Raw genomic sequence first — 25,496 nt, forward strand, 5'->3', positions numbered from 1 at the left:
GCCCAACCTTTTTAATGATTAATTCGTTCATAGTTCGCTTTAGGTAAAATTGGAATAGAAATAGTGAAAGTTGTACCGTTTTGATTACTAGACATTTTTAATGTACCGTTATGATTTTGAATAATTTTCTTCGTTACTGACAAGCCCAGTCCTGTTCCTGAATCTTTTGTTGAGAAGAATGGATCAAAGATATATTCTTGAATAGCTGGAGGAACCCCAGTTCCGTTATCTGTGAAAGTAATCCGAACAAAGTTATCTAGGCGATAACTAGAGATTTGAATGGAAAGAGGTCTTTCGCCTCGAGCATCGATAGCATTTTGAAATAAATTTAAAAAAACTTGCACAAGTTCATGACGATCGATATTGACAAGTACACCATCTAATTCCGTAGAAAATTCATAGTCAATAGAAATGTTGTGTAAAAAAACTTCACTAGCAAGTAGTTGTTGAATATATTCGCGTAAAAACGTATTGATGGGAAAAGGTTCTCTAGTAAATTCACGCGTTTTTGAAATGGCTAAAAATTTTGTGATAATACTATTTGCACGATCTAGTTCAGGAATGAGTAGACTTTTAAACAATTCTTTATTGGATGGAGAAACGTTATCTTGTAGAAATTGCAAGTATCCACGTACCGTTGTAAGGGGATTTCGTACTTCATGAGCAATCCCAGCTGCGATTCGTCCTGCTAATGAAAATTTTTCTGCATCACGTTCTGTGTTTAAATAATGGAAGACACTAATAACTCTAAAAATCTCTCCGTTATAATCCCGAATAATTCGATTGTTTAAAATACCATAGTTTTTGTCTAACACTTCTTCATTATATATTTCTGTTCCTGTTCTTAATGTTTCAATCGCTTTAATTTGTTCTTCTGGCAAGTTTAGTAATTGTTGAATTGGCTTTCCAATTATATCATTTCGTACTACACCAAAATCATCTGCTGCAGCTTGATTACATAAAGTTATATTTCCTTTACTATCAACAAAGGTGACATGATGTGAAAAAGCATCAAAAATATGAACAAAGTATGTTTCAAGTTGTTCAAATAAAAATAATGAATCGCAAGTAAGTTGAAAATCAGCCTTTTTATTCTCTTTTTGTATGTTTTGAATGGAATGAGTCGTTCTCGTTTTCTTTATTTGTAAACCAATATGTGGATTTTTGTATGTGAAATGATGTGGTAATTGATTCACAAGCTCTTCATATAACCGCACTTTATTTTCTAGTTCTTCTATTCGTTTTTCATGAGATACAATATCATCGTTTGGAAGCATAAATAAATAACCCCTCAATTTAAAAATTCTTCCATTTAGTATATCATATTTTTATACGGATACTCTTAAAGAAGGGGCTACTTAATGAAATTGATTAGCTGAAATGTCCGGGAAGTGAGTAGAATGGATAGAAGGTGAAGTTAAAAAGGGAGGGATATATTTGCTTTTCATTGGAGTGACAGGGTGGGGAGATCATGATTCTTTATATATAAATCCCTATGAAAATAGAAATAAATTGCGAACTTATAGTGAACATTTTCCCATTGTGGAAGTAGATAGTTCATTTTATGCGATACAACCTGCGCGGAATTATACAAAATGGGCGATGGAAACGCCGAAAGATTTTTCTTTTATAGTAAAAGCCTATCAAGGAATGACAGGACATATGAAAGGGGAAATCCCTTTTTCTACGTTCGATGAGATGTTTGATGTGTATAAACAATCCATTCTTCCTTTAATAGAAGCAAATAAATTAAAAATGATTTTATTTCAATATCCACCATGGTTTGATTGTAAAGTGAAAAATGTAGATTTACTTCGATACACGAAAGAAAAAATGGAAGATTTACCATGTGCAATAGAATTTCGAAATCAAACATGGTTTTATCCAGAAATGAGAGATAAGACGTTACAGTTTTTAGAAAAAGAAAACTGGATTCATACAATTTGCGATGAGCCTCAGGCTGGAATAGGATCAGTACCGCTTATATTAGAGGCAACAAACTCGGACATGACGTTAATACGTTTTCATGGCCGAAATGTTCATGGTTGGCTGGATAAAGGAGAAAATTGGAGAGCGGTTCGCTGTTTATATCGTTATAATAGTAAAGAATTGGCGGAATGGGTAGAACGATTAGAGCGATTGAAAAAGAAGACGAAGGATATATTTGTATTGTTTAATAATAATTCGGGCGGAGATGCAGTGGATAATGCGAAACAGCTTATGAAAATGATGAACATTACATATGGTGAGCCGAAGCCTGAGCAATTAAATTTGTTTGAATGATGATAAACAAGAAAGGCACTGTACAAACAGGGGGAATGTACAGTGCCTTTCTATATGAAAAAGAGGGGTAACAATGTTACTGAGCGTTTGGTTGATTCATCAATTGTTGGCTTCATAATAAATGATAATGGTTATCATTATCATTGTCAATGGTTTTTCGGAAAATAAGTAAAAAACTTTTTATCCCGCTATTTGCGGCAGTAAAACCCCTACCTCAAAATTCGGCTGGAGCAAAGAAGTTAGGTGGGAGCCCTGCTGCCCGTAAGCGCCCGATTGGTGAAGGCTAATAATCAGTGGGGGATGAACAAAACCCCCACTGATTAAAGTTTCACTTTATATTTTAAATAGTAATAAAAAAAGAACAGCAATTACTGCTGTTCTTTTCCATTGATGATTTGTTGTAAATCAAAAGGAGTTATCGCTTGGATAAATTCCTTTGAGATAAGTGTTTGAACGAGAGTGCTTTCAGAAATTGTAGCACCTGTTTTCTTTTCATAAGATTTCTTTAATAAATCAAGTTTTTCAGCCGTTTCTTTCGGTAATTCAATTGTTAATGTGTTCATAATTTCTCCCCCTTACTATTAGAGTACCACTACAGTATAGGAGAGACAAGAAAAGAGAATATGAAACATAAAAAAGGTTACCAAATTTACAAATGGTAACCTTTTTATGTATAAGAGTTATTAAGCAATACCGATATACTTTAAAGTTTTGGATGGAGTACTGTGATCAAAGAAGTGTTGTAAAAATGCAATATCAACACCTGATTTGTATGCACAATAGCCCCAAGTTTTTCGAAGTGTATGTGAGCTAATCCCTTCTAATCCAACTTCTTTTGCAGCTTTGTTTAAAATGTACCATGCATGTTGTCTCGTAATAGACTTTGTTCCTTTTTGAGACTTTAATAATGGTTCATTACGTTTCCAAGTTTTACGTTCTTTCATGTAGTCTTCGATTGCGTGCTGTAAGTCTTCATTTACAGCAAACCATTTATGTTTCTTTACTTTTTCATTGTAAAATAAAATGGAATGGCGAACATTTTCGTCTTCATCGATTACATCACTAACTTTTAATTGTAAGATTTCACTTACTTTTAAGCCAGAATTTACAGCTAATACGAATAATAAGCCATCACGTTTCGAAGATTGTAAAAGTATATTTTTGATAGTTTCTAATTGTTTTTCATTTTGAATAGGTTGTCCTGCTTGTTTCATTTCACGCACTCTCCTCTTTTATATGTGTAAAGGAAAGGATTAACTTGTTTCTTACTATAAAGGGAGAGTGTGAATTTCATGTGAACTCCTAGTGAAATTAAGACAAATTATTTGACTTCTTTTACTTTTTGTAAATTAAAATAAAATACAACGCTATTAGTGGTATTATACACGCCGTATTCAGCGTGATGGAGATCTAAAATGTTTTTCACAATGGATAACCCAAGGCCAGTACCCCCAGTATGACGGCTACGAGAAGCGTCTAAACGGTAGAAGCGATCCCAAATTTTTTCAAGGCTTTCTTCTGGAATAGGATTACCTGTGTTTTCAATTTTGATTTTCACTGTATCTTCCGTTTCTATAACAGAGACGTGTATTTTTTCACCATCTGGAGTATATCGAATTGCATTGCTAAGTAAGTTTACAACGACTTGCTCAATACGGCTACGATTTGCTTTAACAAATAGAGAAGAGTCAGCATGGATGTCCACTTGTAAATGTTTTTCCTCCATGCTAAATAATAATTTTGTATAGACTTGTTGAATTAATTCACCGATCGAGAATGTCGACATTTCTAGTTTGTACGTACCTGATTCTAGTTTTGCTAATTCTAACATTTCAACAATGAGCCTGTTCATATTATCTGTCTCTTCCAAAATAACATTTGTATAATATGTCGTATCTTTACTTACGCCATCTTGAATACCTTCAGCGAAGCTACGAATAACACTAAGTGGTGTTTTTAATTCATGAGATACACCAGAAATGAATTCTTTTCTCGTTTTTTCCAATTGACGTTCGCGTTCAATATCTTGTTGTAATTTTGTATTGGCGACATTTAATCGGTCGATTCGATCTTTTAAATTTACAGAGAGTGTATTAATACCACTTGATAACCCGCCAATTTCATCGTCTGCCGTAACAGGTAACTTCTCGCTAAAATCAAAGTTTGCCATTTTTTTTGTAACACGATTTATCTTAATTAATGGTTTAACAATGATTTTTGAGTAGTAGAAGGATAACAAAATAATAACGAGAAACACGATAATTAAGGCATAGACATAATAATCTTTTAAAACGAGCATCGCTTCATTAACAGGTTGTAAAGATGCTATCACAAAAGCGTAATCCTTAATTTTTCCGTTTTCCATAATAGGCTTTACAAAGACACTGTTTTTTATATTTTCCCCACTATCTAAAATATACGTGTTTAATTGATTTGAATTAGAAGTACCTTGTCTAATAGTACTTGCAAAATATTCAACAGCTTGTAATGTTTCAAAATCATTTGCAAGGCGAACCTCAGATTTGGAAGGGATATGTAATTTAGATATCACACCGGTAAAACTGATCTGAGACGTAGTTTTATATCGATTTGTGAGTCGATTTTTAGAGGGGTTACCACTAATTGATTGAAAATCCGAATTGCCATTTTCATTTCGCCATCGATTATAATTAGTCGTCAGTTCTAGTGGCGTTATTATATTATCTTGTAAAAATCCCTCTACGTGAATCATGCCCTCTTTTTTTAAGCCTAAATTTTCGAATTTATTATATTCTTCGGGTGTTAAAAGATTATTAAGTGGGATGGAATAGGTTTTATTGTTATTAGGGTTAATTACCTCAATGTAGTAATTGTTTTCACTTTTAATAATGCCGTTAGAATCTAAAAATTGCATTTCAGCATTCGTTTTATCGTGAAATTCTTGTTTTAGCTTTCTGATTTCCTCAAAACTTTTGTCGCTTTTTTCATAATTATCTACGAATTTTTCAAAAGCCGTTTGAACGGTTTTTATTTTTTTATTAATATAAAACCTCTCTAAAAATAGAGATTGTCCAAGGAAAAAAAGGAGAAATATGATTGTAAATAAAGTTGATGTTAATAAAAATAGTTTAAAGACGATGCTTCTGTTCTTCACTGTTTCACCTCGTATGAAAAATACTGTAATATAAATGATTTCTTAATTATAACAAAGGTTACAAAAAAGTAGAGGGGATAAATCTGTCTCTCTCTAAAGTAGTTTTTTATAGAAAGTCACATAAAGAGACGGTACAGTGACTATAGAAGTATTTTAGCATAAAAAAGAACTCGCCAGACGTATGACGAGTTCTTTAGTGTACTATTGCTGAATTGCTGCATCTAAAGCGATTTCAATCATTTCGTTAAATGTAGTTTGACGCTCTTCAGATGTTGTTTCTTCACCCGTGAAGATATGGTCGCTTACTGTTAATACAGATAATGCATTTACACCATATTTAGCTGCTAATGTGTAAAGAGCAGTCGTCTCCATCTCTACTGCTAATACACCGTAATCTCCAAGTTTTTTAACCATGTCCATGCTCTCACGATAAAATACATCTGCTGTTAATACGTTACCAACACGAACGTGTAATCCTTTTTCTGTTCCAGCATCGTAAGCTTTCTTTAAAAGATCAAAATTTGCAGCAGGAGCAAAATCAAAACCCGGGAATGTTAAGCGATTCATATTAGAATCTGTACAAGCCGTCATCGCAATAATAACGTCACGTACCTTAACATCTTTTTGAATTGCACCACATGTCCCAACACGAATTAAATTTTTCACTCCGTAGCTTTGAATTAATTCGTTTACATAAATAGAAATAGAAGGAACACCCATGCCTGTACCTTGAACAGATACACGCTTTCCTTTGTAAGTTCCAGTAAAACCTAACATGCCACGCACGTTATTATAACAAGTAACATCCTCTAAAAATGTTTCAGCAATATATTTTGCACGTAATGGATCACCAGGTAATAGAATAGATTCAGCAATTTCGCCTTGTTTTGCTTCAATATGTACACTCATGAAAAATCCTCCTTATAATGTATTGATAGAAATCAATATCATTTGCATTATACACTACGACTCCTTTCAATTAAAATCTTTTTTATTTGTAATATGTGCAAAAGAGGAGGATTTCATAAATCATAATCTAGAATATATATTTAAGAGGTTTTGCATGGATAAAGAAAATAAAAATGGTAGGTGATATTTTGAAAAATCTTGTCATTGGGCTTATTGCACTAGTACTTATTGTGGCAGGAGGATTTTACATAAAAAAATATCAAGAAACTGTAGAAACGACCGGAGATGTTCAAGAAGTGAAATGGGATGTGAAGAATAAAGAAGGAAATGAAAAAGTCGATATTTCGTTTCAATTGCTAAATAAAATGAATAATGAAGTTCGTGGTGTGAACGATCAAATTCGAGCAGTGATAGTGGATGGGAATTTGAAAAACATACAACAAACGAAGCCTATATTTGCTGGAAATGGATCGTATAAGCTATCTTCAGATGTAGCAAAAGGTGAAGAGTACACGATATTTTTGTATGAAGATGAAAACAAGTCAGTGGAATCATTTGCTAAGAAAGATTTTGGTGAAGAAAAAAAGGAGACAAACAAGGACAAGAATAAAAAGAAACTACCTGTCGATACTGTACTTACAAAAAATATAGGAGAGCATCAAGTGTCTCTTTTATTTGGTGCATTACATCCGAATGAGGCAACGACATTAACATTTCAGTTTCAAGCGAAAAAGGGAGAAAAGCTGAAATTAAATTCAGGGAGAGGCGAAGTCAACGCGCTATATATCGTTGATGAAACGAGGGGACATTTTTTATATGCCATTCCTGTTGATACGGATGAGCAATTACAATATCGTATTACATTTCCAGAAGAAGGAACATATAAAATATGGGGGGATTTCTATATAAATGGTAAGAAGTATGAAAAGGAGTTTAGTATACAAGTGCAAAAACGAAAAAACAGCTAAGTACTTAGCTGTTTTTTCGTTTTCCTATTAATTTTGTTACAGAGAGCATTGTAATTGGTAAAGAATGATTCTTTCGAAATGCTAAATATTTTCCACTCCATGCAGGTTTATATTTTTCTTTGAAATGTCGTAAACCGCTGAAGCTATATGTGTAACGAACGTTATTAAATATTGCAGCAGCAACTCGTTCAGACCAGAACGATTGCGTTGATAAACCGACATTTGAGAGTGGTGCCATACCAATATTAAAGGAATGGTATTCATTTTCTTTTGCCCAGTGGAATAAGTGGATAAAAATTGCATCCATAATTCCGCTAGGGGCATCTGGATAATAACGCATTAAATCAACAGATAATATGCCACTTTGATATACTGGCATAAAGGTTGTGAATGCAATGATTTTTCCTTCTGCATCAGATAATGTAGCGATAGGGGCACGACTAATATACTCACGATCGAAGTACCCAAGTGAAAATCCTTTCTCTTTTTTTCCGCCGAGCCAAGCATCAGACACTTTCTTTAATTCCTCGTATAATTCGTCTGAGAATGGTGGCTCATGAATAGAGAATGTATAACCTTCTCGTTCAAAACGGTTGAAAGTGGCTCGCATACCAGCACGTTTCTTTCCTGTTATTGTAAACGTATTTAAATCAACGACAGCCTCTTCACCAAGTTTAAAGAAGTTGTAGCCAAAATCGTGGTATAAGCTCATCCATTTGCTTTCAATTTGATAGAATACGCAAATATACCCAAATCGATCAGCTTCAGTCAAAAATTCTTGCAACACAGTGCGGTAGGAGGATGGATCACCAATTGGATCACCTAGTACAACAAGACGTTTTCCAGTAATTGAAAAGAGAAGAAGTGCTTTTCCGTCACTACTGAAGAAGAACTGTTTATCTCCTAAAAAACCTAAATGACTAAGTACATTCCCGCCATGTTCATCTAAGAAGTTTTCTAACCTTTTATCATTAGCTGGTTGCCCGGGAAATTGACTACGATAACGATTGGCAATTAGTGAGCCGATAAGTAAAAAAGTAGGAACGAAAAAGGCTGCTGCTAATGCACTTCGTTTAACTTGTGTAATATTTCGAACGACAAAATCAGGTTGGAACGCTTCTTTTGCACCCGCAAATAAAATACCTAAGTTTTTATATAAATATAGCGTAAGTAATAAGAAGATAAATACTTTTACGATATCAGAAAGTGAGACTTCCATTTTCTCGCGTATAAATCTTTTACGAAGCATATACAACACAGCAAGTACGATTAATAAAATAAAGGTTTCTTCAATGTCAATTCCTTTTAGGGTATTAAAGATTGCTGCTCCAATTAAAGAAACAATCGTCATATAGTAAGAACGCTTTGTTCCATAATATATGCCTCGCGAAAGAATCAGGAGGAGAATACCGAATGTTAATGATAAGCTAAAAGAAAATTGAATAAGGTGCTTTGGAGCTAAAATATGTAAGGCGTGAGCTCGATTTATACTAGTCGGTAAAATTGTTGATAGAATAACCATTAAGCCAGCGAATACTGTTAAAGCGGCGGATGCCCATGAACCTAATTTCCCTAAAAAATCACGTTGTAAAGTCCAAATTACACCAGTTGTTTCTAACGCAGGTGCAATAAAGGGTTTATCTTCAATTTTTTTTATGGCCGCTCCTGTCATTTCAAAGGCTGCAAAAATGAGACCTAGGCAGAATGGTAAGATGTAATAGACAAGTCGGTATAATAACATAGCAGGTAGTAATACGCCTGTATCAACGCCGTATTGTCCTAGTCCAGTTAAGAAAACAAGGTCAAATGAACCAAGGCCACCAGGAACAAGACTTACGACACCAGCTAAAGCAGCGATTACGTAAACACCTAAAAACTTTTGAAATTCGATATCAATTCCAAACAATATTAAAATGACGTACATAACGATACCGGCAGATACCCACTCGACTAATGAAACTAATGAATATAAAACAGTTGGATTTTTCTCTTCTTCTTCTTCTTCCTCTTGTCCGTCTAGCTGTTTTGTTTTTCTATTTTTAATTTTAGAAAACCCAATATATATAGGAACGAAAAGAGCAAAGAAGATAAGAACAGGCCATAACCACGGTTTTTCGTGCAGAATAAAACTAGTGTCTAATATTCCAATAAGGCCGAGGAATGACAGAATGGCTAATCCGTTAATAAAAGCGGTTGTCATCCAAGCAATACTTTTAATAAGTTTTCCATTATCTTTTATATGCGGACGGTATAGCATTGTACGTACACCGGCACCAACAAGACCACCAAAACCGATAAATCCATTTAAAGTGTTTGCAATCCATGAGATACGGAAAATCTTTTGTACAGGTATGTCTGCTTTTAAGTAACGAAGCATAACAAAGTCATAAAAGAACATTGTTGAAACGGCAAATGCACCGAGTGTAATCGCTAAAAATACCCCACCAGTTGGAATGTTTTTAATTGTTTCAATTGCTTCTAAAAAAGAAATGCCTGCTAATTCTTTTTTAGCTTGAAAGAAAACAATTGTTAAGACAACAAATGGGAAGATTATTTTCCCGATTTGTAAGAAACGTTTCCATGAAAACGACATAAATACAACTCTCCTTGTGTAAGAAAACTGAGACAATAATATTATTATGACAAACTTCAAGAAAAATAAAAAGGTAAATTCCTGTATAGGGAAGCTATTTTTTATATAGGTTATATTTAAAAGAATATTTCGTTTATCAGAAAATTAAGTTAAGATAAGATGAAAGAAGGAAGAGAGGGGAAGTAGATGATTATAATAGGTTATGCAGGATATGAGTTAGAAAAAGCAAAACCGAATACATCAGAAGATTTTTTTAATAGATCTGAAGTGACATATATATTAAATAATCAAGAGAAAACCTTTTCTGTCTTATATGTTCGATATTTTGAAGAAATTTTACAAGAAATTACCCCTTTTGAAGGAAATCCAGTTTATAAAGTAGAAGAACAAGACGTATATTTACGAGATATTGTAGCGATCGCTTGTTTACTGAAAGATAAAGAGCTACGCGCGCAGAAGCGCTTGTATCTCAATGAAGTAACAGACTTTCAACGATACTTTGATGAGGGAACAGTGGTGAAAGTACAAGAAATATTAGCTGAATTACATAAAAATAAAAGAGTAGAAATAGCGTAAAACGGCAAAGGAGAGAGAAGCCATGTCTAATTTGATGGTTGAAAATCAAACAGAACAAGTTTCTATATTTTTAGAAGATGTAATTTCCTTGATAACTAATTATGTAAATTATCATACGTTACCTTCTTTATTGGAGGAGACACCAACAGGAAACGAGCAATACTATAAAGGGATATTAGCATCAATAAGAAGACTTCTTGTTTTTTGTGAAGAAGGACTTGATGCATGTTTTGTTTTGTTGAATAGCCAACCATTTCGAAAGACCGCAGCTGAAACAGTTTTATATAAGATTTACCATCAAGTAATTGCAGAGTTTTTTTCGCCAAAGAATGATCATTGGTATGAAAATAGTCGTTCTGCTTATACAGGGAAAAATTCTATTGTTTTTCAGCAAATCCCCCCTGGATCTATAGAACGAATGATGAAGGATTTAGAAGGGAAATTTCAATTGATGCGTGAAGAACTAGAATATTATGAGACAGATTACCAAACAAAAATGTTGCACAAATATTAATTAAGGAAAAGAAGCTAAGGATACTTAGCTTCTTTTCCTTTTGTCCAGTTATATAAGGGATTTTAATTGAATATAGTTAAAGTGGATAGCATCAAGGAGGTGTGACATGAGTCAGCAAGGTGTATTTACAGATTACTTTCATGAAGTAGAAAGCTGGTGTGAAAGTGTTCTTCAAGTATTAGATAGCCGTGCAATGGAAGTGTATGATGTCCATATGCTTGCTTATAAAATTCAAACGTTATTAGAGCGTATGAAAGAGCATGAATACGACACAGATGCCGAGTTTATGTATGAAATAAGTGATGATGTAGAACATATTCAACACCATTTACAGGAAGTATTTATGCAAGAAGGAGAGGAATATGAACTATGTGAAAGAGGGGATAGCGAACGAGCTGTTCCGATTGGGGGGCATACCCTTCCGCCATTACCTTATCCATATAATGCGCTAGAACCGTACATTTCACGAGAAATTATGATGTTACACCATGATAAACACCATCGTAGTTACGTGGAAGGATTAAATAAAGCAGAGAAGATGATGGAAGAAGCGAGAAAAACAAATCAATTTGATTTAATTAAGCATTGGGAAAGAGAAGCGGCTTTTCATGGATCAGGTCATTACTTACACACGATATTTTGGAATAACATGAAAAAAGATGGTGGTGGAAGTCCGAGAGGGGCTTTTTCACAACAAATTGAGCAAGATTTCGGAAGTTTTTTACGTTTTCAAAAGCATTTCACGGAAGCCGCTTCTAAAGTGGAAGGTTCAGGATGGGCAATTCTTGTATGGGTACCCCGTTCAGGAAGGTTAGAAATTTTGCAAAGCACGCTTCATCAATTGTTTACACAGTGGGATACGATACCACTCCTTGTACTGGATGTATGGGAACATGCGTATTATTTACAATATCAAAATCGAAAAGATGAATATATTAAAAATTGGTGGAATGTTGTAAATTGGCCAGATGTAGAAAAGAGATTTGAAAGTGCGAAGCAAATTGAATGGACACCGTATTAGACGCATATCTCATGCGTCTTTTTTAGTGGAGGTGGAAGGGAAATTTCGTTCATATTTTAAAAGGCCAAGCATACACTTGTACAAAAAGTGCCAAAAGGACGTGGGGGGAAATATGAGACGAATTTGTATAATAATTACGCTAATTATAATGTACGCAAGCGTTATGCCAATTCCTGCATATGCAAAAATGAACGGTGGTGTCAGTGCTCGTAACGCAGTCTTAATGGAACAACAATCCGGTCGTGTGCTATATGGGAAATTAGAACATGAGCCACAAAAAATTGCTAGTATAACAAAAATTATGACAGCATTGTTAGCTGCTGAATCAGGAAAAATGAAAGAATTAGTATCGGTTAGTAATGAAGCGGTACGAGTAGAAGGATCGGCAATTTATTTAAAACCTGGACAAAAAGTTAAGTTAGAAGATTTAGTTTACGGATTAATGCTTAGATCTGGTAATGATGCAGCACAAGTAATTGCTGAAAATGTGGGAGGGAGTATAGAAGGATTTGTATATTTAATGAATCAAAAGGCGAAAGAAATCGGAATGAAAGATACGCATTTCTCAAACCCGCATGGCTTGGATGGGGATGGATCGCATTATTCGTCGGCTTATGACATGGCATTATTAACGAAATATGCAATGGGGAACGAGACCTTTAAGAAAATTTTTGGAACAAAAACGTATAAATCAGATTCTTGGGATTATCCGTGGAAAAATAAACATAAGCTTGTGACATCTTATTATGAATTTGCAACAGGGGGAAAGACAGGTTTTACGAAGAAAGCAGGACGGACGCTTGTCACAACAGCTTCAAAAGATGGACTAGATTTAATTGTCGTAACTTTGAGTGCTTCTAGTGACTGGGATGATCATATGAATTTGTTTGATAAAGGCTTTGAACGCTATAAGCAAGCGAAAGTTTTAGGACAAGGCGCACTCGCTGAAATAAATGAAAAGAAATATGCCAATCATGTTTATACGAAAAATAGTTTTTCTGTACCTTTAACTGAAGAGGAAAGAAAGAGCGTGTTATTGAAAGTTGAGCTCGATAAAAGTGCAAAACTTACGGATGGAGTAAAGATTGGGAAGACAGAAATTTATGTAGGGAACGAGAAAGTTGGAGAACGAAATTTGTTTTACAGTAAACGAAAGTTAGTAGCTACAACGGGAATGTATTGGAATAACGTAAAAGAAATCTTCTCTTACATGATAGGTGTTGGGATAGATGGTTAATCTCGTATGGGCAGCGATGGCAGTTATAGGGATTGTGTATGCCATGATAAATGGAACGATGGAAGAAGTGACCAAAGCAGTGTTTGAAGGGTCAAAAGATGCTGTAACGATTTGTATTGGACTTATTAGTGTTTTAGTATTTTGGCTCGGTTTAATGAAAATTGCTGAGGAAGCTGGATTGTTAAAGAAGTTAGTATCACTTTTTATGCCGATAGTAAAAAGATTATTTCCAGAAATACCGAAGGATCACCCGTCAATGGGATTCATTTTATCAAATATGATGGCGAACTTTTTTGGGTTAGGTAATGCAGCAACACCTTTAGGTATTAAAGCAATGGAACAACTGAAAGAGTTAAATGGTGGAAAGGATTCAGCAAGTCGTTCTATGGTGACGTTTCTAGCATTAAATACTTCAGCGATTACATTAATTCCGACTACTGTCATTTCGATTCGAATGACTTATGAATCAGCAAACCCTACTGAAATCGTTGGCGTAACATTTATAGCACAAGTGTTATCGATGATTGGAGCGATTTGGATTGACCGCTATTTTTACCGGAGAAGGAGTAGAAAGGGGCGGAAAAAATGAGTATTGTAAATACAATTTCATTATGGGTAATTCCTTGTGTAATTGGTTTTATCCTTTTGTATGGCACGATAAAGAAAGTTCCAACGTACGAATCGTTCGTTGAGGGCGGAAAAGAAGGGATTCAAATTGCGGTTTCCATTTTGCCGTTTATGGTTGGAATGCTTGTATCTATTTCTATTTTTCGGGCATCAGGTGCTTTAGATGCAATGATATCGGTAATGAAGCCGATGTTAGACTTTATTCATGTACCAGCCGAAATCGTTCCACTTGCACTTATACGTCCGATTTCGGGATCTGCTGGTTTAAGTATTACGACCGACTTAATCGCTACATATGGGCCAGACTCGTTTATTGGTAGGTTAGCTTCAACGATGCAAGGTAGCACAGATACGACTTTTTATATATTAACAGTATACTTTGGGGCTGTCGGTATTAGAAAAATGGGAGATGCATTAAAGGTAGGACTTTTTGCAGATTTAATCGGAATTATTTGTTCGATTGTGTTTGTTTCCCTATTGTTTCGGTAATGCTATTCATTTTTTGCGCTATTTCGCTTATAATACGTATACGACCACTATTAACGTGTAGTTTAATAGTGGTTTTTTTATGCGGTATTTTTGACAAAATGGTGAACTTTTATCGTGGACAACATGAAAAAGTGTAAATAATAATAAAGGGTGAAAACGTGATATAGCCTTTATACGTTTATTATCATTGCTATGTTGTTAAAGGTAGGCGAAGTAAATGGCATAAAGCTTAGGCGGTTGCCAAGTCTTTCTAATGTAAGGTAAGATAAATTTGAGGTGAAAAAAAGAAATGGAACGATTACAAAAAGTGATTGCGCAAGCAGGTATTGCATCGAGAAGAAAGGCTGAGGAATTAATTCAGCAAGGGAAAGTGAAAGTTAATGGGAAAATAGTGAAGGAGTTAGGAACAAAAGTAACTCCTCAAGATAAAGTGGAAGTAAATAACATCCCTCTTGAAAAAGAAGAACCTGTTTATTTTTTACTATATAAACCAACTGGTGTAATTTCAAGTGTATCAGATGATAAAGGAAGAAATGTTGTAACAGACTTTTTCCCTGAAATTAGACAACGTTTATTCCCAATCGGACGCTTAGATTATGATACGTCTGGCGTATTATTGATGACAAATGATGGTGAATTTGCAAATGTATTAATGCATCCGAGATATAAGGTTGAAAAAACGTATGTTGCGAAAATTAAAGGGCCATTAACAGGTGATAAAATTCGCATGTTAGAACGAGGTGTTGCATTAGAAGATGGGAAAACAGCACCAGCACAAGTGAAAATTATTTCTTGGGACAAGCGTAAAGAGATGGCGATTGTACAATTAACGATTCATGAAGGACGTAACCGTCAAGTACGCCGCATGTTTGAAGCGTTAGATTGTAAAGTAATGAAATTAAAACGTGAACGTTATGCCTTTTTAGAAGTGGGTAGCTTGCGTCCTGGTGATGCAAGAGAATTAACACCACATGAGGTGAAACAATTACGTGCATTGGCTTCTACAAAGCCTCGCTAATCTATATTGTGAAACTTTCACCAGTGGAATGCTCCGCTGGTGATTTATTAAAAAATACATATATTTATCACTCGTCGAAGAGAGGGGAGACAACATGAAAAAAAATCGCTTATTATTTCGTGTTATCATTTTGCTCATTTTAAGCGGTGCGGTAGGGTTTACGCTATATCAAGGATTTTTTACTGATAAAGAGAAAATGCAAATTGGAAAAGAAGCACCTAACTTTGTTGTAACTGATTTAGAAGGAAAGAATATTGAATTAAAAGATTTAAAGGGAAAAGGTGTATTTTTAAATTTTTGGGGAACTTGGTGTAAACCTTGTGAAAAAGAAATGCCTTATATGAATGAGTTATATCCGAAATATAAAGAAAAAGGCGTTGAAATTATTGCCTTAGATGCAGATGAAACGGATATCGCAGTGAAGAACTTTGTGAAACAATATGATTTGAAATTCCCAGTTGCAATTGATAAAGGGCAAAAGATCATAGGTACATATGGAGTGGGACCATTACCAACAACCTTTTTAATTGATAAAGAAGGCAAAGTAGTAGAGCAAATTATAGGTGAGCAAACGAAGGAACAATTGGAAGAGTACTTAAAGAAAATCACTCCATAATTAAGAAAGCCTTTACATAAGAGGTGCTTACGTATAGCGCCTTCGCTTTAAAAATTCTGAGTATTGCGGTAACTCTAAGCTGGAATATACAATAGTACATATAGATAAAAGGGCGGTGAGAGCTTTGAAAGAAATTAAGTGTGAATGTGGACATGTTAATCCGATAGGAACCATTTTTTGTGAAGCATGTGGGAAACCATTTGAAAGTAATGAAAATATAAAATTATTGGATATGAGATATGAGGGGAGTGCTCGGAGATCTCTCACACATACAAAAACGATAGTCGATAAAATTTGGAGTTTTTTCTCTTCTGTAAAAGTAGGTGTATGGTTAATCGTAATAACTTTAGCTTCATCGGCAATAGGAACTATCTTTCCCCAAGAAATGTACATAACTCCAGGAATCGAACCAGCTGAATATTATAAGACCGAGTATGGATTTTTAGGACAATTATACTATCAATTAGGATTTAATAATTTATATGGATCATGGTGGTACATGATTTTAATTGCTTCCATTGGTATTTCACTTGTTATATGTAGTTTAGACCGTGTCATTCCTCTTTATAAAGCTTTAAAAAAACAAGGGGTGAAAAGACACCCAAGTTTTTTGAAAAGACAGAGAGTGCACGGGACTGGTACGCCGCATGAAGGTGACTTAGAACGAGTTCAAATTAATTTAAAGAAACGTAATTATAATGTGAAAGTGGAAGACGGGAACGTTTTAGCGGAAAAGGGACGTTTTTCACGTTGGGGTCCATATGTAAACCATATTGGTCTTATTATCTTTCTATTCGGTGCAATGCTACGTTTTTTACCGAGTATGTATGTAGATGAAGCACTTTGGTTACGTGACGGTGAAACGAAAGAAATACCAGGAACAGATGGTCAATACTATTTGAAAAACGAAAAGTTTATCAAGGAAGTTTATGATAAGAGTAAGGATAAAGAAGTTTTTGATGAAGCAATTGATCGTGTTGGTGATAAAATGATTGCGAAAAACTTCCAAACAAATGCTGTATTATATAAAGCGGCAGGAGAAAATATAGCGGGTCAAAAACCAAAATTAGAAAAGGTAAAAGAAGCTGAAATTCGAGTGAATGAGCCACTGAAATTTGATCAATTTGCTGTTTATCAAGTGGATTACAAAGAAAGTGAATTTAAAAGCATGTCTTTCCATTTGCAAAACAAAGAAAATAATCAAAAGTTGGGACCGATTAAAGTAGATTTAGCGAATCCTACAGAAAAATATGATTTAGGAAATGGGTATTCTCTAGAACTATTAAGCTATTTTCCGGATTTTTATTTTGATGAGAATGGAAGGCCGAATACGAAAACAAAATTACCGAATAATCCTGCATTCGTCTTTAAAATGTTTACCCCGGAAACACCAGATGGTGAAGTTAGTTTCGTCGGTATTCAGCAAAACATAGAGCCTGACGGGAATAATAAATATAAAATGTCATTTGCAGGTGTGGAAATGCAAAATGCAACAGCTCTTACAGTAAGAAAAGATTTGACGCTTTGGATTCTCGGTATTGGAGGATTTATATTTATGGTTGGTGTGATTCAAGGTATGTATTGGAACCATCGCCGTATTTGGATACAACGTGTTAATGATGAATGGTGGGTTGCAGGCCATACGAATAAAAATTGGTTCGGCTTAAAGAAAGATATTGAAAGAGTACTAGAAGGAACAGCGATTCCACAACCACACGATAAAATGAATGAAAAAAATTAGTTAAGGTGGGGAAACGATATGGTACAAATAAGTAGTAATTTTCTGTTCGCGGCGTTTATCTTATATTTAATTGCAACTTTATTTTTTGGAGGAGCAATTAAAGAAAAAGGTAACAAGTGGGCAAATATAGGTATAACTATAACAATTTTAGGATTTATTGCACAAATAGTATATTTTGTTACAAGATGGATCGCATCAGGACATGCACCGGTTAGTAACTTTTTTGAATTTGGTACATTTTTTGGCATGATGCTTGTGGGAGCTTTTATCATTATGTACTTTGTATATCGTGTAAGTATTATTGGTTTATTTGCTTTACCGGTAGCTCTTTTATTAATCGCTTATGCAAGTATGTTCCCGAGAGAAATTTCGCCGCTTATCCCATCTTTAAAGAGTAATTGGCTACATATTCATGTAACGACAGCGGCAGCGGGACAAGCAATATTAGCAATTAGTTTTATTACAGGCGTAATGTATTTATTGAAAAATGTAGATCAATCAACAAGAAGTAAGCGTACATTTTGGTTAGAGACAGTAGTTTTCACACTTGTTTGTACAGTTGGATTTATTGGAATCACAACGGTATTTTCTAGTATGAAATACGAAGCGAAGTTTCAATGGGTTGATAAAAATGAACAACAAGTTGAGATGAAGTATAATCTCCCTGCTTTAGTTGGACCGCATGAAGGGAAGTTAATGACAGAAAATAAATTAGAACCGGCGGTTGAAGTCCCCGCGATTGTAAATGCGAAAAAATTAAATACTGTTATTTGGTCAGTGTTAGTCGGAACACTACTTTATATTGTATTAAGACTTGTTTTACGTAAGCGAGTGTCAGCGGCACTTCAGCCGTTAGTAAAGAATACGAATAGTGATTTATTAGATGAAATTGGGTATCGTTCTATTGCTATAGGATTCCCAGTGTTTACATTAGGAGCATTAATCTTTGCAATGATTTGGGCTCAAATCGCTTGGACGCGCTTTTGGGGTTGGGATCCAAAAGAAGTTTGGGCACTTATTACTTGGCTCTTTTATGCTGCGGTATTACATTTACGCTTATCTAAAGGATGGCATGGAGAAAAATCCGCCTGGCTTGCAGTAATTGGTTTTGCAATCATTATGTTTAACTTTATTGTAGTAAACTTAATTATCGCGGGTTTACATTCATATGCATAGAGAAATAAAATAGGAGAGTGTATGTCACTTTCCTATTTTATTTTTGTCAAATTTTCTTCTTTTTTGAGAAAAACATGACAAAGTAGCGGTTGATTCTGTAAAATGATGTCGAGGACCAAATATACTGTTCAAAAAAAATACATAGTTTTGGAAAAAAAATGAACAAACTTTATTATTCTTGTGAAGCATAATATGGGAAGTGGAACGTTAAGAAATGCTTAATTAAACGAGGATAGGTGCAACATTATATTGTAGAAGGGTAGGTGTAAACCGTTGTGGTAAAAGTACGCAGCGGGTAGAAATGGAAAATGAATCAAGAATTTTAATTGTAGACGATGAGGATCGTATTCGTCGTTTATTAAAGATGTATTTAGAAAGAGAGCAATACACAATTGAAGAAGCGGATAATGGTGATACAGCTTTAGAAATGGCGTTACAAAATGATTATGATTTAATCCTATTGGATATTATGATGCCTGGTAAAGATGGTATCGAAGTGTGTAAAGGGATTCGTGAGAAGAAAGCGACGCCAATTATTATGCTGACAGCAAAAGGTGAGGAAATAAATAGGGTACAAGGGTTTGAAGTTGGAACTGATGATTATATTGTAAAGCCGTTTAGCCCGCGTGAAGTAGTACTTCGTGTGAAAGCGGTATTACGCCGCGCTGTACCAACGACATTCTTTACACAAGATACAACGACGAAAGATGTTACTGTGTTCCCGCATTTAACAATTGATAATGATGCGCACCGCGTTACAGCGGATGGTAATGAAGTAAACTTAACACCGAAAGAATATGAATTACTATTATTCTTAGCGAAAGCCCCGGATAAAGTTTTTGACCGTGAGCAATTGTTAAAAGAAGTATGGCAATATGAGTTCTTCGGAGATTTACGTACAGTTGATACGCATGTAAAGCGTTTACGTGAAAAGTTAAGTAAACAATCACCAGATGCAGCGAAGATGATTGTTACCGTTTGGGGCGTTGGTTACAAGTTTGAGGTTGTGAACGACTGATGCTTTGGAGAAGTGTAGTAGGGAAGTTATGGATGACCATATTACTTCTCGTTTCGTTTGTTCTTGGATTTGTTGCTATTTTACTTTCACAGTTTTTTAGAACGTATTATGTTGATATGAGTCAAGCTAGGCTTCAGAAAGTTGCAACAAGTGTCACGGAATTAATTGAAGAAGGTGCCGATGTAAAAACGATTGAGGATATTGCTTACAAATTTTCTGATCCACTTTCAAGGATTATCATTGTAGAAGATGGTAAGGAAATTTCTTCTTCGCCGAAACAAGAAGGATTAGTTACTCTTACAATAGATGATTTGAAAAATGATAAAGAATTAGCGGCTGTATTTAAAGACAAAAAAGAAATTAAAAATAACATTAGAAAAGCTTCTAATAGTAGGAAGAATAAAAATACTGAAAATGATATTATGATCGTCGGGAAACCAGTACAGTCAAAAAATCAAAGTGCAGTGTTTGTATATGAATCATTGCAAGTTCCAATACAAGGTATGGAGAGAACGACTGATTTTATTTTCTTATCAGCCGGGATTGCGATTATTTTAACAACTTTCTTTGCATTTTTCTTATCTACTCGAATTACGGCACCGCTTCGTAAAATGCGTGAGGTTGCATTTGAGGTAGCGCGCGGGAAATTTGATACGAAAGCCCCTATGGTGTCGCAGGACGAAATTGGTGAGCTTGCAACTGCTTTAAATCAAATGGGGAAACAGTTGAAGTTTAATATGAATGCCCTGCAGCAAGAAAAAGAGCAGTTAGCTAGCATTTTGAGTAGTATGGCAGATGGTGTTATTACGTTAAATCAAGAAGGTGAAGTCGTTGTTATCAACCCACCGGCAGAACACTTCTTACAAGTTTGGCAAGAAGAAAAAGAAGTAGAGTTAATTAAAAAACTGCCTTCTGAACTTGTTGAACTATTCCATCTCGTTGTAGAAAGTGAGCAACAACAAGTTGTTGAAATTAATTTGCAAAAAGGTAACTACGTAGTTCTTATGACACCGCTTTACAATCAAACAAAAATTCGTGGAGCTGTAGCAGTATTGCGAGATATGACGGAGGAGCGTCGTCTTGAGAAAATGCGTCAAGACTTTATTGCGAATGTATCACATGAACTTCGTACACCGATGGTAATGCTTCAAGGATATAGTGAAGCAATTTTAGATGATATTGTGCAAACGAAAGAAGAAATTAATGAGTTTGTTCAAATTATTTATGATGAATCTGTTCGTTTAGGTAAACTTGTAAATGAGTTATTAGATTTAGCCCGTATGGAAAGTGGACATGTAGAGTTACATATAGGTGAAGTAGATATTCATCCATTTGTCGAAAAAATTGGCCGTAAATTCCAGGGGATTGCAAAGGATAAAGAAGTCCAATTAACAGTGGATTTCCAAAGTCCAATTGCACAATATCCGTTTGATGCAGACCGTATGGAACAGGTACTGACGAATTTAATTGATAATGCAATCCGTCATACAAATGCAGGTGGACATGTTACACTTGTAATTAATACGAAAAATAGTGGCCTTACTTTCGAAGTGCAAGATTCAGGTGTTGGTATTCCAGAAGAAGATATTCCGTTCTTGTTCGATCGATTCTATAAAGCTGATAAAGCGAGAACTCGCGGGAAAAAAATTGGAACTGGACTCGGGCTTGCGATTGCTAAAAATATTGTTCAAGGTCATGAAGGGAAGATTTTTGTATCAAGTGTCGTTGGAGAAGGAACTACATTCTCTGTATATTTACCAAATCGTATAATTTAGATATATATGTTTTTAAAAAGTTGATCATGAATAAAAGCTTTACTGTTTTTTATTTTTTTGTAAGTGCAATTAAATAAAGAATGGTAGAGTTTTTTTCTTTAATAATCAGAATGAAAATAAAAAGAGAGGTGTCATAATGAAATGAAACTTTATACAAAAACAGGTGATAAAGGGGAAACGAGTGTCATAGGTGGCCGAGTGGATAAAGATCATATACGTGTAGAAGCTTATGGAACAATTGATGAGGCGAATTCTCATATCGGATATGCCATGTCTAAATTACAAGAGGAATGTTTTCGTAACATTTATAACGAACTTGAAAATATTCAACATGAACTATTTGATTGTGGAGGGGATTTAGCAATAGTAGAGAAGAAGATCCCTTATAAAGTAACGATAGAGATGGTCGAGTATTTAGAGAGTCGAATTGATTCGTATACAGAAGAAGCGCCGCCTTTAGAGCGTTTTATTTTACCAGGCGGTAGCGAGATATCGGCTGCACTACACATTGCACGTACAGTTATAAGAAGAGCAGAACGTTGTATAGTGTCATTGCAAAAAGAAGGAGAAACCAATGAAATTGTTCTAAAGTATGTAAATAGGTTATCTGATTATTTATTTGCGCTTGCTAGAGTAATAAATGCGCGTTTACAAGTGAAAGATGTGGAATATAACCGCAGTGCACTTGTTTTTCGTAATAAAGAAGAGAAGGAAGTGGAGTAATACACTTTCTTTTTTTTGTATACTTTTTTCTGTAATATCCCACAATAGAGAAGGTATGACGGTTATTAGAAAACGGAGGATGTATATGAAAGCGTTAAAATGTGGCGTGGTGATATTGAGTGTATTATTTTTATCTCAATTACATGTTTACGCTGAAGGGAATCAGTGGATATGGCCTGTTGATGGGCAGATAAGTGATTATTTTGGGACAAGACATGGGAAACACTATGGTATTGATATAGCTGCGCCAATTGGAACGCCTGTTGCAGCTATTCAAAATGGTAAGGTGACAAAGTCTTATTTTTCAAGTAGTTATGGAAATGTTGTGTTTATTAAACATGGAGAATATGAGGCTGTTTATGCGCATTTAAATAAGAGATATGTAGTTCAAGGTGATAACATTTCAAAAGGAGAGCTAATTGGAGAGGTAGGGAATACAGGAGAATCGCGAGGAGCGCATTTACATTTAGAAGTGCATCAAGGGAGATGGACGATGGAGAAAAGGAATGCGATGAATCCGTTGCTTGTTTTAAATGAACAAAAAAATCAAGTTGTGTCATCATCACTATATATTGTACAAAAAGGTGATACTTTAGTGGGTATTGCCCGGAAATTTGGTATGACAGTTGAGGAAATTAAAGTGAGGAATGGATTGCGACAAGAGCAAATCTATCCGAACCAACAACTATACGTCAAGTAAAGGCAACGTCCCAAAAGCATAACTTTTGAATAAATTTATTTTCTTCTTATTTAAGATTGCGATAGTAAATGAAATTATATCGACATTTCGACAAGAAATGTCGATATAACAATAAAATGCGACAGTAAGAGCAACCTATCCTTAACGAAAAACCGTCCCAAAAGATCTTTTGGGACGGCTTCTTTTACCAAAAAATAAAGACACATATAAATCCAGTAATAGCTAAGTAGCTATATAAGTAAAAGACTTTTGTTCTTGTTTTTTCTTTTGTCCGAAATAGTACGATAGTTGGTTCGATTAGACCAATTGTAAGACAAAGTAAACCAAGAAGCATAAAGCCAATTGAAAGAGAATACAGGGCGATTTGTGGTGCTTGAAATGGAATCATCCATTTTAATAAAAATGCAATAAGTGCAGTGTAACAAATGCTACCGATGTATTTATTCAATGGTGTATCAGAACGGAAACCAGGAAGTTTCTTGGAAAACGGACGGGAAACAACTTCCGTTTGTAAAGATGTATGTTCTTCAATTATTTTTTGAGCTTCTTTTCCTTTTTGGAAAAGGGATAAAATCCAGTTTCGCTCACCTTGGAAAATAAATTGAGAAGTTGTTAAATAGTGATCAACTTTTACCTTATTCCAACTCTTCCATGGATGACGCTCACACAATTTTAATTTACTTTCTGTTTTTTTATCATACTGATAAATACTTATGCCATCTTGGTCAAAAGTAGCGTAGTATGTCTCTCTTGAGAATGTGCCTAGATCAATTGGACAGTAGAAAAGTAATTCTTTTTTCAAATAAAAGTATTCTTTTCTTAAGTTCTTTTTCATTGCTTCTCGAATAGAGTGTCTTTTATCTTTCTTCATGACATTTCCTCCATAACTCAGAAAATGTTCTTATCTTAACAATTCAACATCTTATCACTTTTGACGACATATGACTAGGGGGATTCATAGGAGAAATACCGAATTATAAAAAATATGGGTTGTATTGTAAAATATAGTGATCGTTTCTTTAATGATATAAAATTAATAACTTATTTTTAGTAAGTTACACTTTTTTTGTTCACAATACGATCATGTTGTTGTATAATGAAGTGGAAAATAGAATATCGGTCTATCTTCGGGGCAGGGTGAAAATCCCGACCGGCGGTGATGAACAGTTAATAATTTCGTTCTAAGCCCGCGAGCCGTTAAGGCAGGATTTGGTGTGATTCCAAAGCCGACAGTACAGTCTGGATGGGAGAAGATGGAGGTTCAAGCGTTCAAAAAAGATAAGTATTTGAACGTCTGTTTGATGTGCCTTAAAATTCTCCCTTTGTGTAAATCACAAAGGGTTTTTTCGTTCTATGAAAAATAGGCATAGCAGAACCTTTCCACTTTCCATGAGAAGATCGATGGAAAAGGAGAGAGAAAGATGAAACAAAAAAACAGTGTAGTGCAGATGGTGAGTGTAGCGATGCTAAGTAGTATTGCGTATTTACTAATGATGTTGGATTTTCCATTCCCAGGGCTTCCGCCATTTTTAAAAATTGATTTTAGTGATGTGCCAGCTTTAATTGCGGCAATAATTTTTAGTCCAATTGCAGGTGTAATTGTAGAAGCGATAAAAAATATTTTGCATTACGGAATTCAAGGAAGTTTAACGGGAGTACCAGTAGGAGAAGTAGCAAACTTTATAGCGGGATGTTTATTTATTGGTCCAGCAGCATTCTTATTCCGAAAGTATCGCACAGTAAAAAGTTTAACGACAGGATTAATGTTAGGTACAATTACTATGACAGTTATTATGAGTGTGTTAAACTACTTTATTATTTTACCAGCGTACACTTGGTTTTTAAATTCACCAGCTATGTCTAGTGATATTATGCGACAAACTATTGTAACGGCGATATTACCGTTTAATGTAATTAAAGGAATTGTTGTAACAATTGTATTTGTAGCATTATTTTCACGCTTGAAAGTATGGGTATTTGCAAAAATGAAAAATGCTTAAAAATATTAAACCATTGGCAGCGTAACTGCTAATGGTTTTTTTGTTAGTGAGAATGAAAAAGAGTGCAAAAAATCCCCCTCATACTTATGAGGGGGATTTTTTGAAGTTAATAAAAGACTATTCGAATTTTAAAGAGTCGCCATCAAATGATTCGTCAGCAACTTTAATTGAGTCAGTTGGACAACCTTCGAATGCATCCATCATATCTTCAATTAATACATCTGGAATTTCAACGATACCTTGGTTATCGTCTAATGTTACAAATGCAATGCCTTCATCATCATAGTCATAAATGTCTGGTGCAGCAGCACCACAAGCACCGCATGCAATACAAGTATCTTTGTCAACGATTGTATATTTTGCCATATTTTTTCCCTCC

General features: G+C 34.8%; 25 protein-coding genes and 1 riboswitch. Of the genes, 17 read left to right on the forward strand and 8 right to left on the reverse strand.

From position 1 onward, the window contains the following. Nucleotides 1–11 precede the first annotated feature (11 nt). Nucleotides 12–1,277, reverse strand: coding sequence for an ATP-binding protein (locus ABH959_RS00345; RefSeq protein WP_002126365.1), 1,266 nt, complete (start codon nucleotides 1,275–1,277; stop codon nucleotides 12–14). Between the two features lie 160 nt (nucleotides 1,278–1,437). On the opposite strand from ABH959_RS00345, the gene ABH959_RS00350 reads away from it, so the two are divergent. Beyond that, nucleotides 1,438–2,283 carry a DUF72 domain-containing protein gene (locus ABH959_RS00350; protein ID WP_404492158.1) on the forward strand — a complete coding sequence of 282 codons (846 nt, stop codon included), beginning with the start codon at nucleotides 1,438–1,440 and terminating at the stop codon, nucleotides 2,281–2,283. A gap of 368 nt (nucleotides 2,284–2,651) precedes the next feature. On the opposite strand, the gene ABH959_RS00355 is transcribed toward ABH959_RS00350, so the two are convergent. From ABH959_RS00355 to deoD, 4 genes are all read right to left on the reverse strand, one after another. Beyond that, a complete protein-coding gene (locus ABH959_RS00355) occupies nucleotides 2,652–2,846 on the reverse strand; it encodes a DUF3924 family protein (RefSeq protein ID WP_002011737.1) in 195 nt (64 codons plus the stop codon). Nucleotides 2,847–2,966: 120 nt separating this feature from the next. Next, the gene (locus ABH959_RS00360) at nucleotides 2,967–3,497 is read right to left on the reverse strand and encodes a tyrosine-type recombinase/integrase (protein ID WP_000806230.1); all 531 of its coding nucleotides are present in this window, start codon (nucleotides 3,495–3,497) and stop codon (nucleotides 2,967–2,969) included. Nucleotides 3,498–3,604: 107 nt separating this feature from the next. Next, entirely contained in the window at nucleotides 3,605–5,416 is a 1,812-nt protein-coding gene (locus tag ABH959_RS00365) for a sensor histidine kinase (RefSeq protein WP_113937033.1), read from the reverse strand. A 201-nt stretch (nucleotides 5,417–5,617) separates the two neighbouring features. After that, complete coding sequence (gene deoD / locus ABH959_RS00370; protein WP_000110707.1) at nucleotides 5,618–6,325, reverse strand: purine-nucleoside phosphorylase; 708 nt, start codon at nucleotides 6,323–6,325, stop codon at nucleotides 5,618–5,620. A gap of 173 nt (nucleotides 6,326–6,498) precedes the next feature. Here deoD and ABH959_RS00375 point away from each other — a divergent pair, with 173 nt between their 5' ends. Next, on the forward strand, nucleotides 6,499–7,293 hold the full coding sequence (locus ABH959_RS00375; protein ID WP_113937034.1) for a hypothetical protein: 795 nt from the start codon (nucleotides 6,499–6,501) through the stop codon (nucleotides 7,291–7,293). A gap of 4 nt (nucleotides 7,294–7,297) precedes the next feature. Here ABH959_RS00375 and mprF read toward each other — a convergent pair whose 3' ends face one another. After that, entirely contained in the window at nucleotides 7,298–9,886 is a 2,589-nt protein-coding gene (gene mprF, locus ABH959_RS00380; RefSeq protein WP_016092977.1) for a bifunctional lysylphosphatidylglycerol flippase/synthetase MprF, read from the reverse strand. A gap of 186 nt (nucleotides 9,887–10,072) precedes the next feature. Between mprF and ABH959_RS00385 the strand changes: the two genes are divergently transcribed. The 14 genes from ABH959_RS00385 (at nucleotide 10,073) to ABH959_RS00450 (ending at nucleotide 23,117) form a co-directional block, all read left to right on the forward strand. Next, nucleotides 10,073–10,462 (forward strand): hypothetical protein, encoded by a 390-nt coding sequence (locus tag ABH959_RS00385; RefSeq protein ID WP_002135238.1) that lies wholly within the window; start codon nucleotides 10,073–10,075, stop codon nucleotides 10,460–10,462. Nucleotides 10,463–10,484: 22 nt separating this feature from the next. Beyond that, nucleotides 10,485–10,976 carry a YpuI family protein gene (locus ABH959_RS00390; protein WP_002086668.1) on the forward strand — a complete coding sequence of 164 codons (492 nt, stop codon included), beginning with the start codon at nucleotides 10,485–10,487 and terminating at the stop codon, nucleotides 10,974–10,976. Nucleotides 10,977–11,082: 106 nt separating this feature from the next. Further along, a complete protein-coding gene (locus tag ABH959_RS00395; protein ID WP_002030730.1) occupies nucleotides 11,083–11,997 on the forward strand; it encodes a superoxide dismutase in 915 nt (304 codons plus the stop codon). Nucleotides 11,998–12,109: 112 nt separating this feature from the next. Further along, nucleotides 12,110–13,234, forward strand: a complete 1,125-nt coding sequence (locus ABH959_RS00400) for a D-alanyl-D-alanine carboxypeptidase family protein (protein ID WP_113937035.1) — start codon at nucleotides 12,110–12,112, stop codon at nucleotides 13,232–13,234. Beyond that, nucleotides 13,227–13,823, forward strand: coding sequence for a spore maturation protein SpmA (gene spmA / locus ABH959_RS00405; RefSeq protein ID WP_002086662.1), 597 nt, complete (start codon nucleotides 13,227–13,229; stop codon nucleotides 13,821–13,823). The genes ABH959_RS00400 and spmA overlap by 8 nt, the downstream gene beginning before the upstream one ends. Beyond that, nucleotides 13,820–14,350 (forward strand): spore maturation protein SpmB, encoded by a 531-nt coding sequence (gene spmB / locus ABH959_RS00410; RefSeq protein ID WP_002086660.1) that lies wholly within the window; start codon nucleotides 13,820–13,822, stop codon nucleotides 14,348–14,350. Before spmA ends, spmB begins: the two co-directional genes overlap by 4 nt. Before the next feature lie 289 nt (nucleotides 14,351–14,639). After that, nucleotides 14,640–15,368 (forward strand): 23S rRNA pseudouridine(2605) synthase RluB, encoded by a 729-nt coding sequence (gene rluB, locus ABH959_RS00415; protein WP_002064494.1) that lies wholly within the window; start codon nucleotides 14,640–14,642, stop codon nucleotides 15,366–15,368. 94 nt (nucleotides 15,369–15,462) lie between these two features. Then, nucleotides 15,463–15,984, forward strand: coding sequence for a thiol-disulfide oxidoreductase ResA (resA, locus tag ABH959_RS00420; protein WP_002064495.1), 522 nt, complete (start codon nucleotides 15,463–15,465; stop codon nucleotides 15,982–15,984). Nucleotides 15,985–16,108: 124 nt separating this feature from the next. Beyond that, complete coding sequence (gene resB, locus ABH959_RS00425) at nucleotides 16,109–17,725, forward strand: cytochrome c biogenesis protein ResB (RefSeq protein WP_113937036.1); 1,617 nt, start codon at nucleotides 16,109–16,111, stop codon at nucleotides 17,723–17,725. An 18-nt stretch (nucleotides 17,726–17,743) separates the two neighbouring features. Continuing rightward, complete coding sequence (gene resC, locus ABH959_RS00430) at nucleotides 17,744–18,901, forward strand: cytochrome c biogenesis protein ResC (RefSeq protein WP_002135243.1); 1,158 nt, start codon at nucleotides 17,744–17,746, stop codon at nucleotides 18,899–18,901. A 301-nt stretch (nucleotides 18,902–19,202) separates the two neighbouring features. Next, the gene (gene resD, locus ABH959_RS00435; RefSeq protein ID WP_002064500.1) at nucleotides 19,203–19,919 is read left to right on the forward strand and encodes a DNA-binding response regulator ResD; all 717 of its coding nucleotides are present in this window, start codon (nucleotides 19,203–19,205) and stop codon (nucleotides 19,917–19,919) included. Then, nucleotides 19,919–21,694 (forward strand): sensor histidine kinase ResE, encoded by a 1,776-nt coding sequence (gene resE / locus ABH959_RS00440; RefSeq protein WP_142675681.1) that lies wholly within the window; start codon nucleotides 19,919–19,921, stop codon nucleotides 21,692–21,694. Before resD ends, resE begins: the two co-directional genes overlap by 1 nt. 141 nt (nucleotides 21,695–21,835) lie before the next feature. Beyond that, nucleotides 21,836–22,417 (forward strand): cob(I)yrinic acid a,c-diamide adenosyltransferase, encoded by a 582-nt coding sequence (locus ABH959_RS00445; protein WP_016092975.1) that lies wholly within the window; start codon nucleotides 21,836–21,838, stop codon nucleotides 22,415–22,417. 85 nt (nucleotides 22,418–22,502) lie between these two features. Continuing rightward, complete coding sequence (locus ABH959_RS00450) at nucleotides 22,503–23,117, forward strand: peptidoglycan DD-metalloendopeptidase family protein (RefSeq protein ID WP_113937037.1); 615 nt, start codon at nucleotides 22,503–22,505, stop codon at nucleotides 23,115–23,117. A gap of 184 nt (nucleotides 23,118–23,301) precedes the next feature. Here the strand turns inward: ABH959_RS00450 and ABH959_RS00455 are convergent, their stop codons facing one another. Then, nucleotides 23,302–23,988 (reverse strand): hypothetical protein, encoded by a 687-nt coding sequence (locus tag ABH959_RS00455; protein WP_002011767.1) that lies wholly within the window; start codon nucleotides 23,986–23,988, stop codon nucleotides 23,302–23,304. Nucleotides 23,989–24,236: 248 nt separating this feature from the next. Further along, nucleotides 24,237–24,376: riboswitch (FMN riboswitch) on the forward strand. A 162-nt stretch (nucleotides 24,377–24,538) separates the two neighbouring features. On the opposite strand from ABH959_RS00455, the gene ABH959_RS00460 reads away from it, so the two are divergent. Then, nucleotides 24,539–25,117, forward strand: coding sequence for an ECF transporter S component (locus ABH959_RS00460; RefSeq protein WP_002011769.1), 579 nt, complete (start codon nucleotides 24,539–24,541; stop codon nucleotides 25,115–25,117). A gap of 117 nt (nucleotides 25,118–25,234) precedes the next feature. Here ABH959_RS00460 and ABH959_RS00465 read toward each other — a convergent pair whose 3' ends face one another. Continuing rightward, nucleotides 25,235–25,483, reverse strand: coding sequence for a ferredoxin (locus ABH959_RS00465; protein WP_001151994.1), 249 nt, complete (start codon nucleotides 25,481–25,483; stop codon nucleotides 25,235–25,237). Between the last annotated feature and the right edge of the window lie 13 nt (nucleotides 25,484–25,496).

The sequence above is a fragment of the Bacillus sp. RC51 genome, assembly GCF_044908115.1.
Taxonomy (GTDB): Bacteria; Bacillota; Bacilli; order Bacillales; family Bacillaceae_G; genus Bacillus_A; species Bacillus_A mycoides.

Bases quoted from the DNA above. Each gene is read 5' to 3' on its own strand.
- ABH959_RS00395 (WP_002030730.1), top strand. From the start codon at position 11,083: ATGAGTCAGCAAGGTGTATTTACAGATTACTTTCATGAAGTAGAAAGC.
- resA (WP_002064495.1), top strand. From the start codon at position 15,463: ATGAAAAAAAATCGCTTATTATTTCGTGTTATCATTTTGCTCATTTTA.
- deoD (WP_000110707.1), bottom strand. From the start codon at position 6,325: ATGAGTGTACATATTGAAGCAAAACAAGGCGAAATTGCTGAATCTATT.
- ABH959_RS00455 (WP_002011767.1), bottom strand. From the start codon at position 23,988: ATGAAGAAAGATAAAAGACACTCTATTCGAGAAGCAATGAAAAAGAAC.
- ABH959_RS00465 (WP_001151994.1), bottom strand. From the start codon at position 25,483: ATGGCAAAATATACAATCGTTGACAAAGATACTTGTATTGCATGCGGT.
- spmA (WP_002086662.1), top strand. From the start codon at position 13,227: ATGGTTAATCTCGTATGGGCAGCGATGGCAGTTATAGGGATTGTGTAT.
- resD (WP_002064500.1), top strand. From the start codon at position 19,203: ATGGAAAATGAATCAAGAATTTTAATTGTAGACGATGAGGATCGTATT.
- ABH959_RS00445 (WP_016092975.1), top strand. From the start codon at position 21,836: ATGAAACTTTATACAAAAACAGGTGATAAAGGGGAAACGAGTGTCATA.
- resC (WP_002135243.1), top strand. From the start codon at position 17,744: ATGGTACAAATAAGTAGTAATTTTCTGTTCGCGGCGTTTATCTTATAT.
- ABH959_RS00450 (WP_113937037.1), top strand. From the start codon at position 22,503: ATGAAAGCGTTAAAATGTGGCGTGGTGATATTGAGTGTATTATTTTTA.
- mprF (WP_016092977.1), bottom strand. From the start codon at position 9,886: ATGTCGTTTTCATGGAAACGTTTCTTACAAATCGGGAAAATAATCTTC.
- ABH959_RS00390 (WP_002086668.1), top strand. From the start codon at position 10,485: ATGTCTAATTTGATGGTTGAAAATCAAACAGAACAAGTTTCTATATTT.
- ABH959_RS00345 (WP_002126365.1), bottom strand. From the start codon at position 1,277: ATGCTTCCAAACGATGATATTGTATCTCATGAAAAACGAATAGAAGAA.
- ABH959_RS00375 (WP_113937034.1), top strand. From the start codon at position 6,499: ATGGTAGGTGATATTTTGAAAAATCTTGTCATTGGGCTTATTGCACTA.
- rluB (WP_002064494.1), top strand. From the start codon at position 14,640: ATGGAACGATTACAAAAAGTGATTGCGCAAGCAGGTATTGCATCGAGA.
- spmB (WP_002086660.1), top strand. From the start codon at position 13,820: ATGAGTATTGTAAATACAATTTCATTATGGGTAATTCCTTGTGTAATT.
- ABH959_RS00400 (WP_113937035.1), top strand. From the start codon at position 12,110: ATGAGACGAATTTGTATAATAATTACGCTAATTATAATGTACGCAAGC.
- ABH959_RS00385 (WP_002135238.1), top strand. From the start codon at position 10,073: ATGATTATAATAGGTTATGCAGGATATGAGTTAGAAAAAGCAAAACCG.
- ABH959_RS00360 (WP_000806230.1), bottom strand. From the start codon at position 3,497: ATGAAACAAGCAGGACAACCTATTCAAAATGAAAAACAATTAGAAACT.
- ABH959_RS00355 (WP_002011737.1), bottom strand. From the start codon at position 2,846: ATGAACACATTAACAATTGAATTACCGAAAGAAACGGCTGAAAAACTT.
- resE (WP_142675681.1), top strand. From the start codon at position 19,919: ATGCTTTGGAGAAGTGTAGTAGGGAAGTTATGGATGACCATATTACTT.
- ABH959_RS00460 (WP_002011769.1), top strand. From the start codon at position 24,539: ATGAAACAAAAAAACAGTGTAGTGCAGATGGTGAGTGTAGCGATGCTA.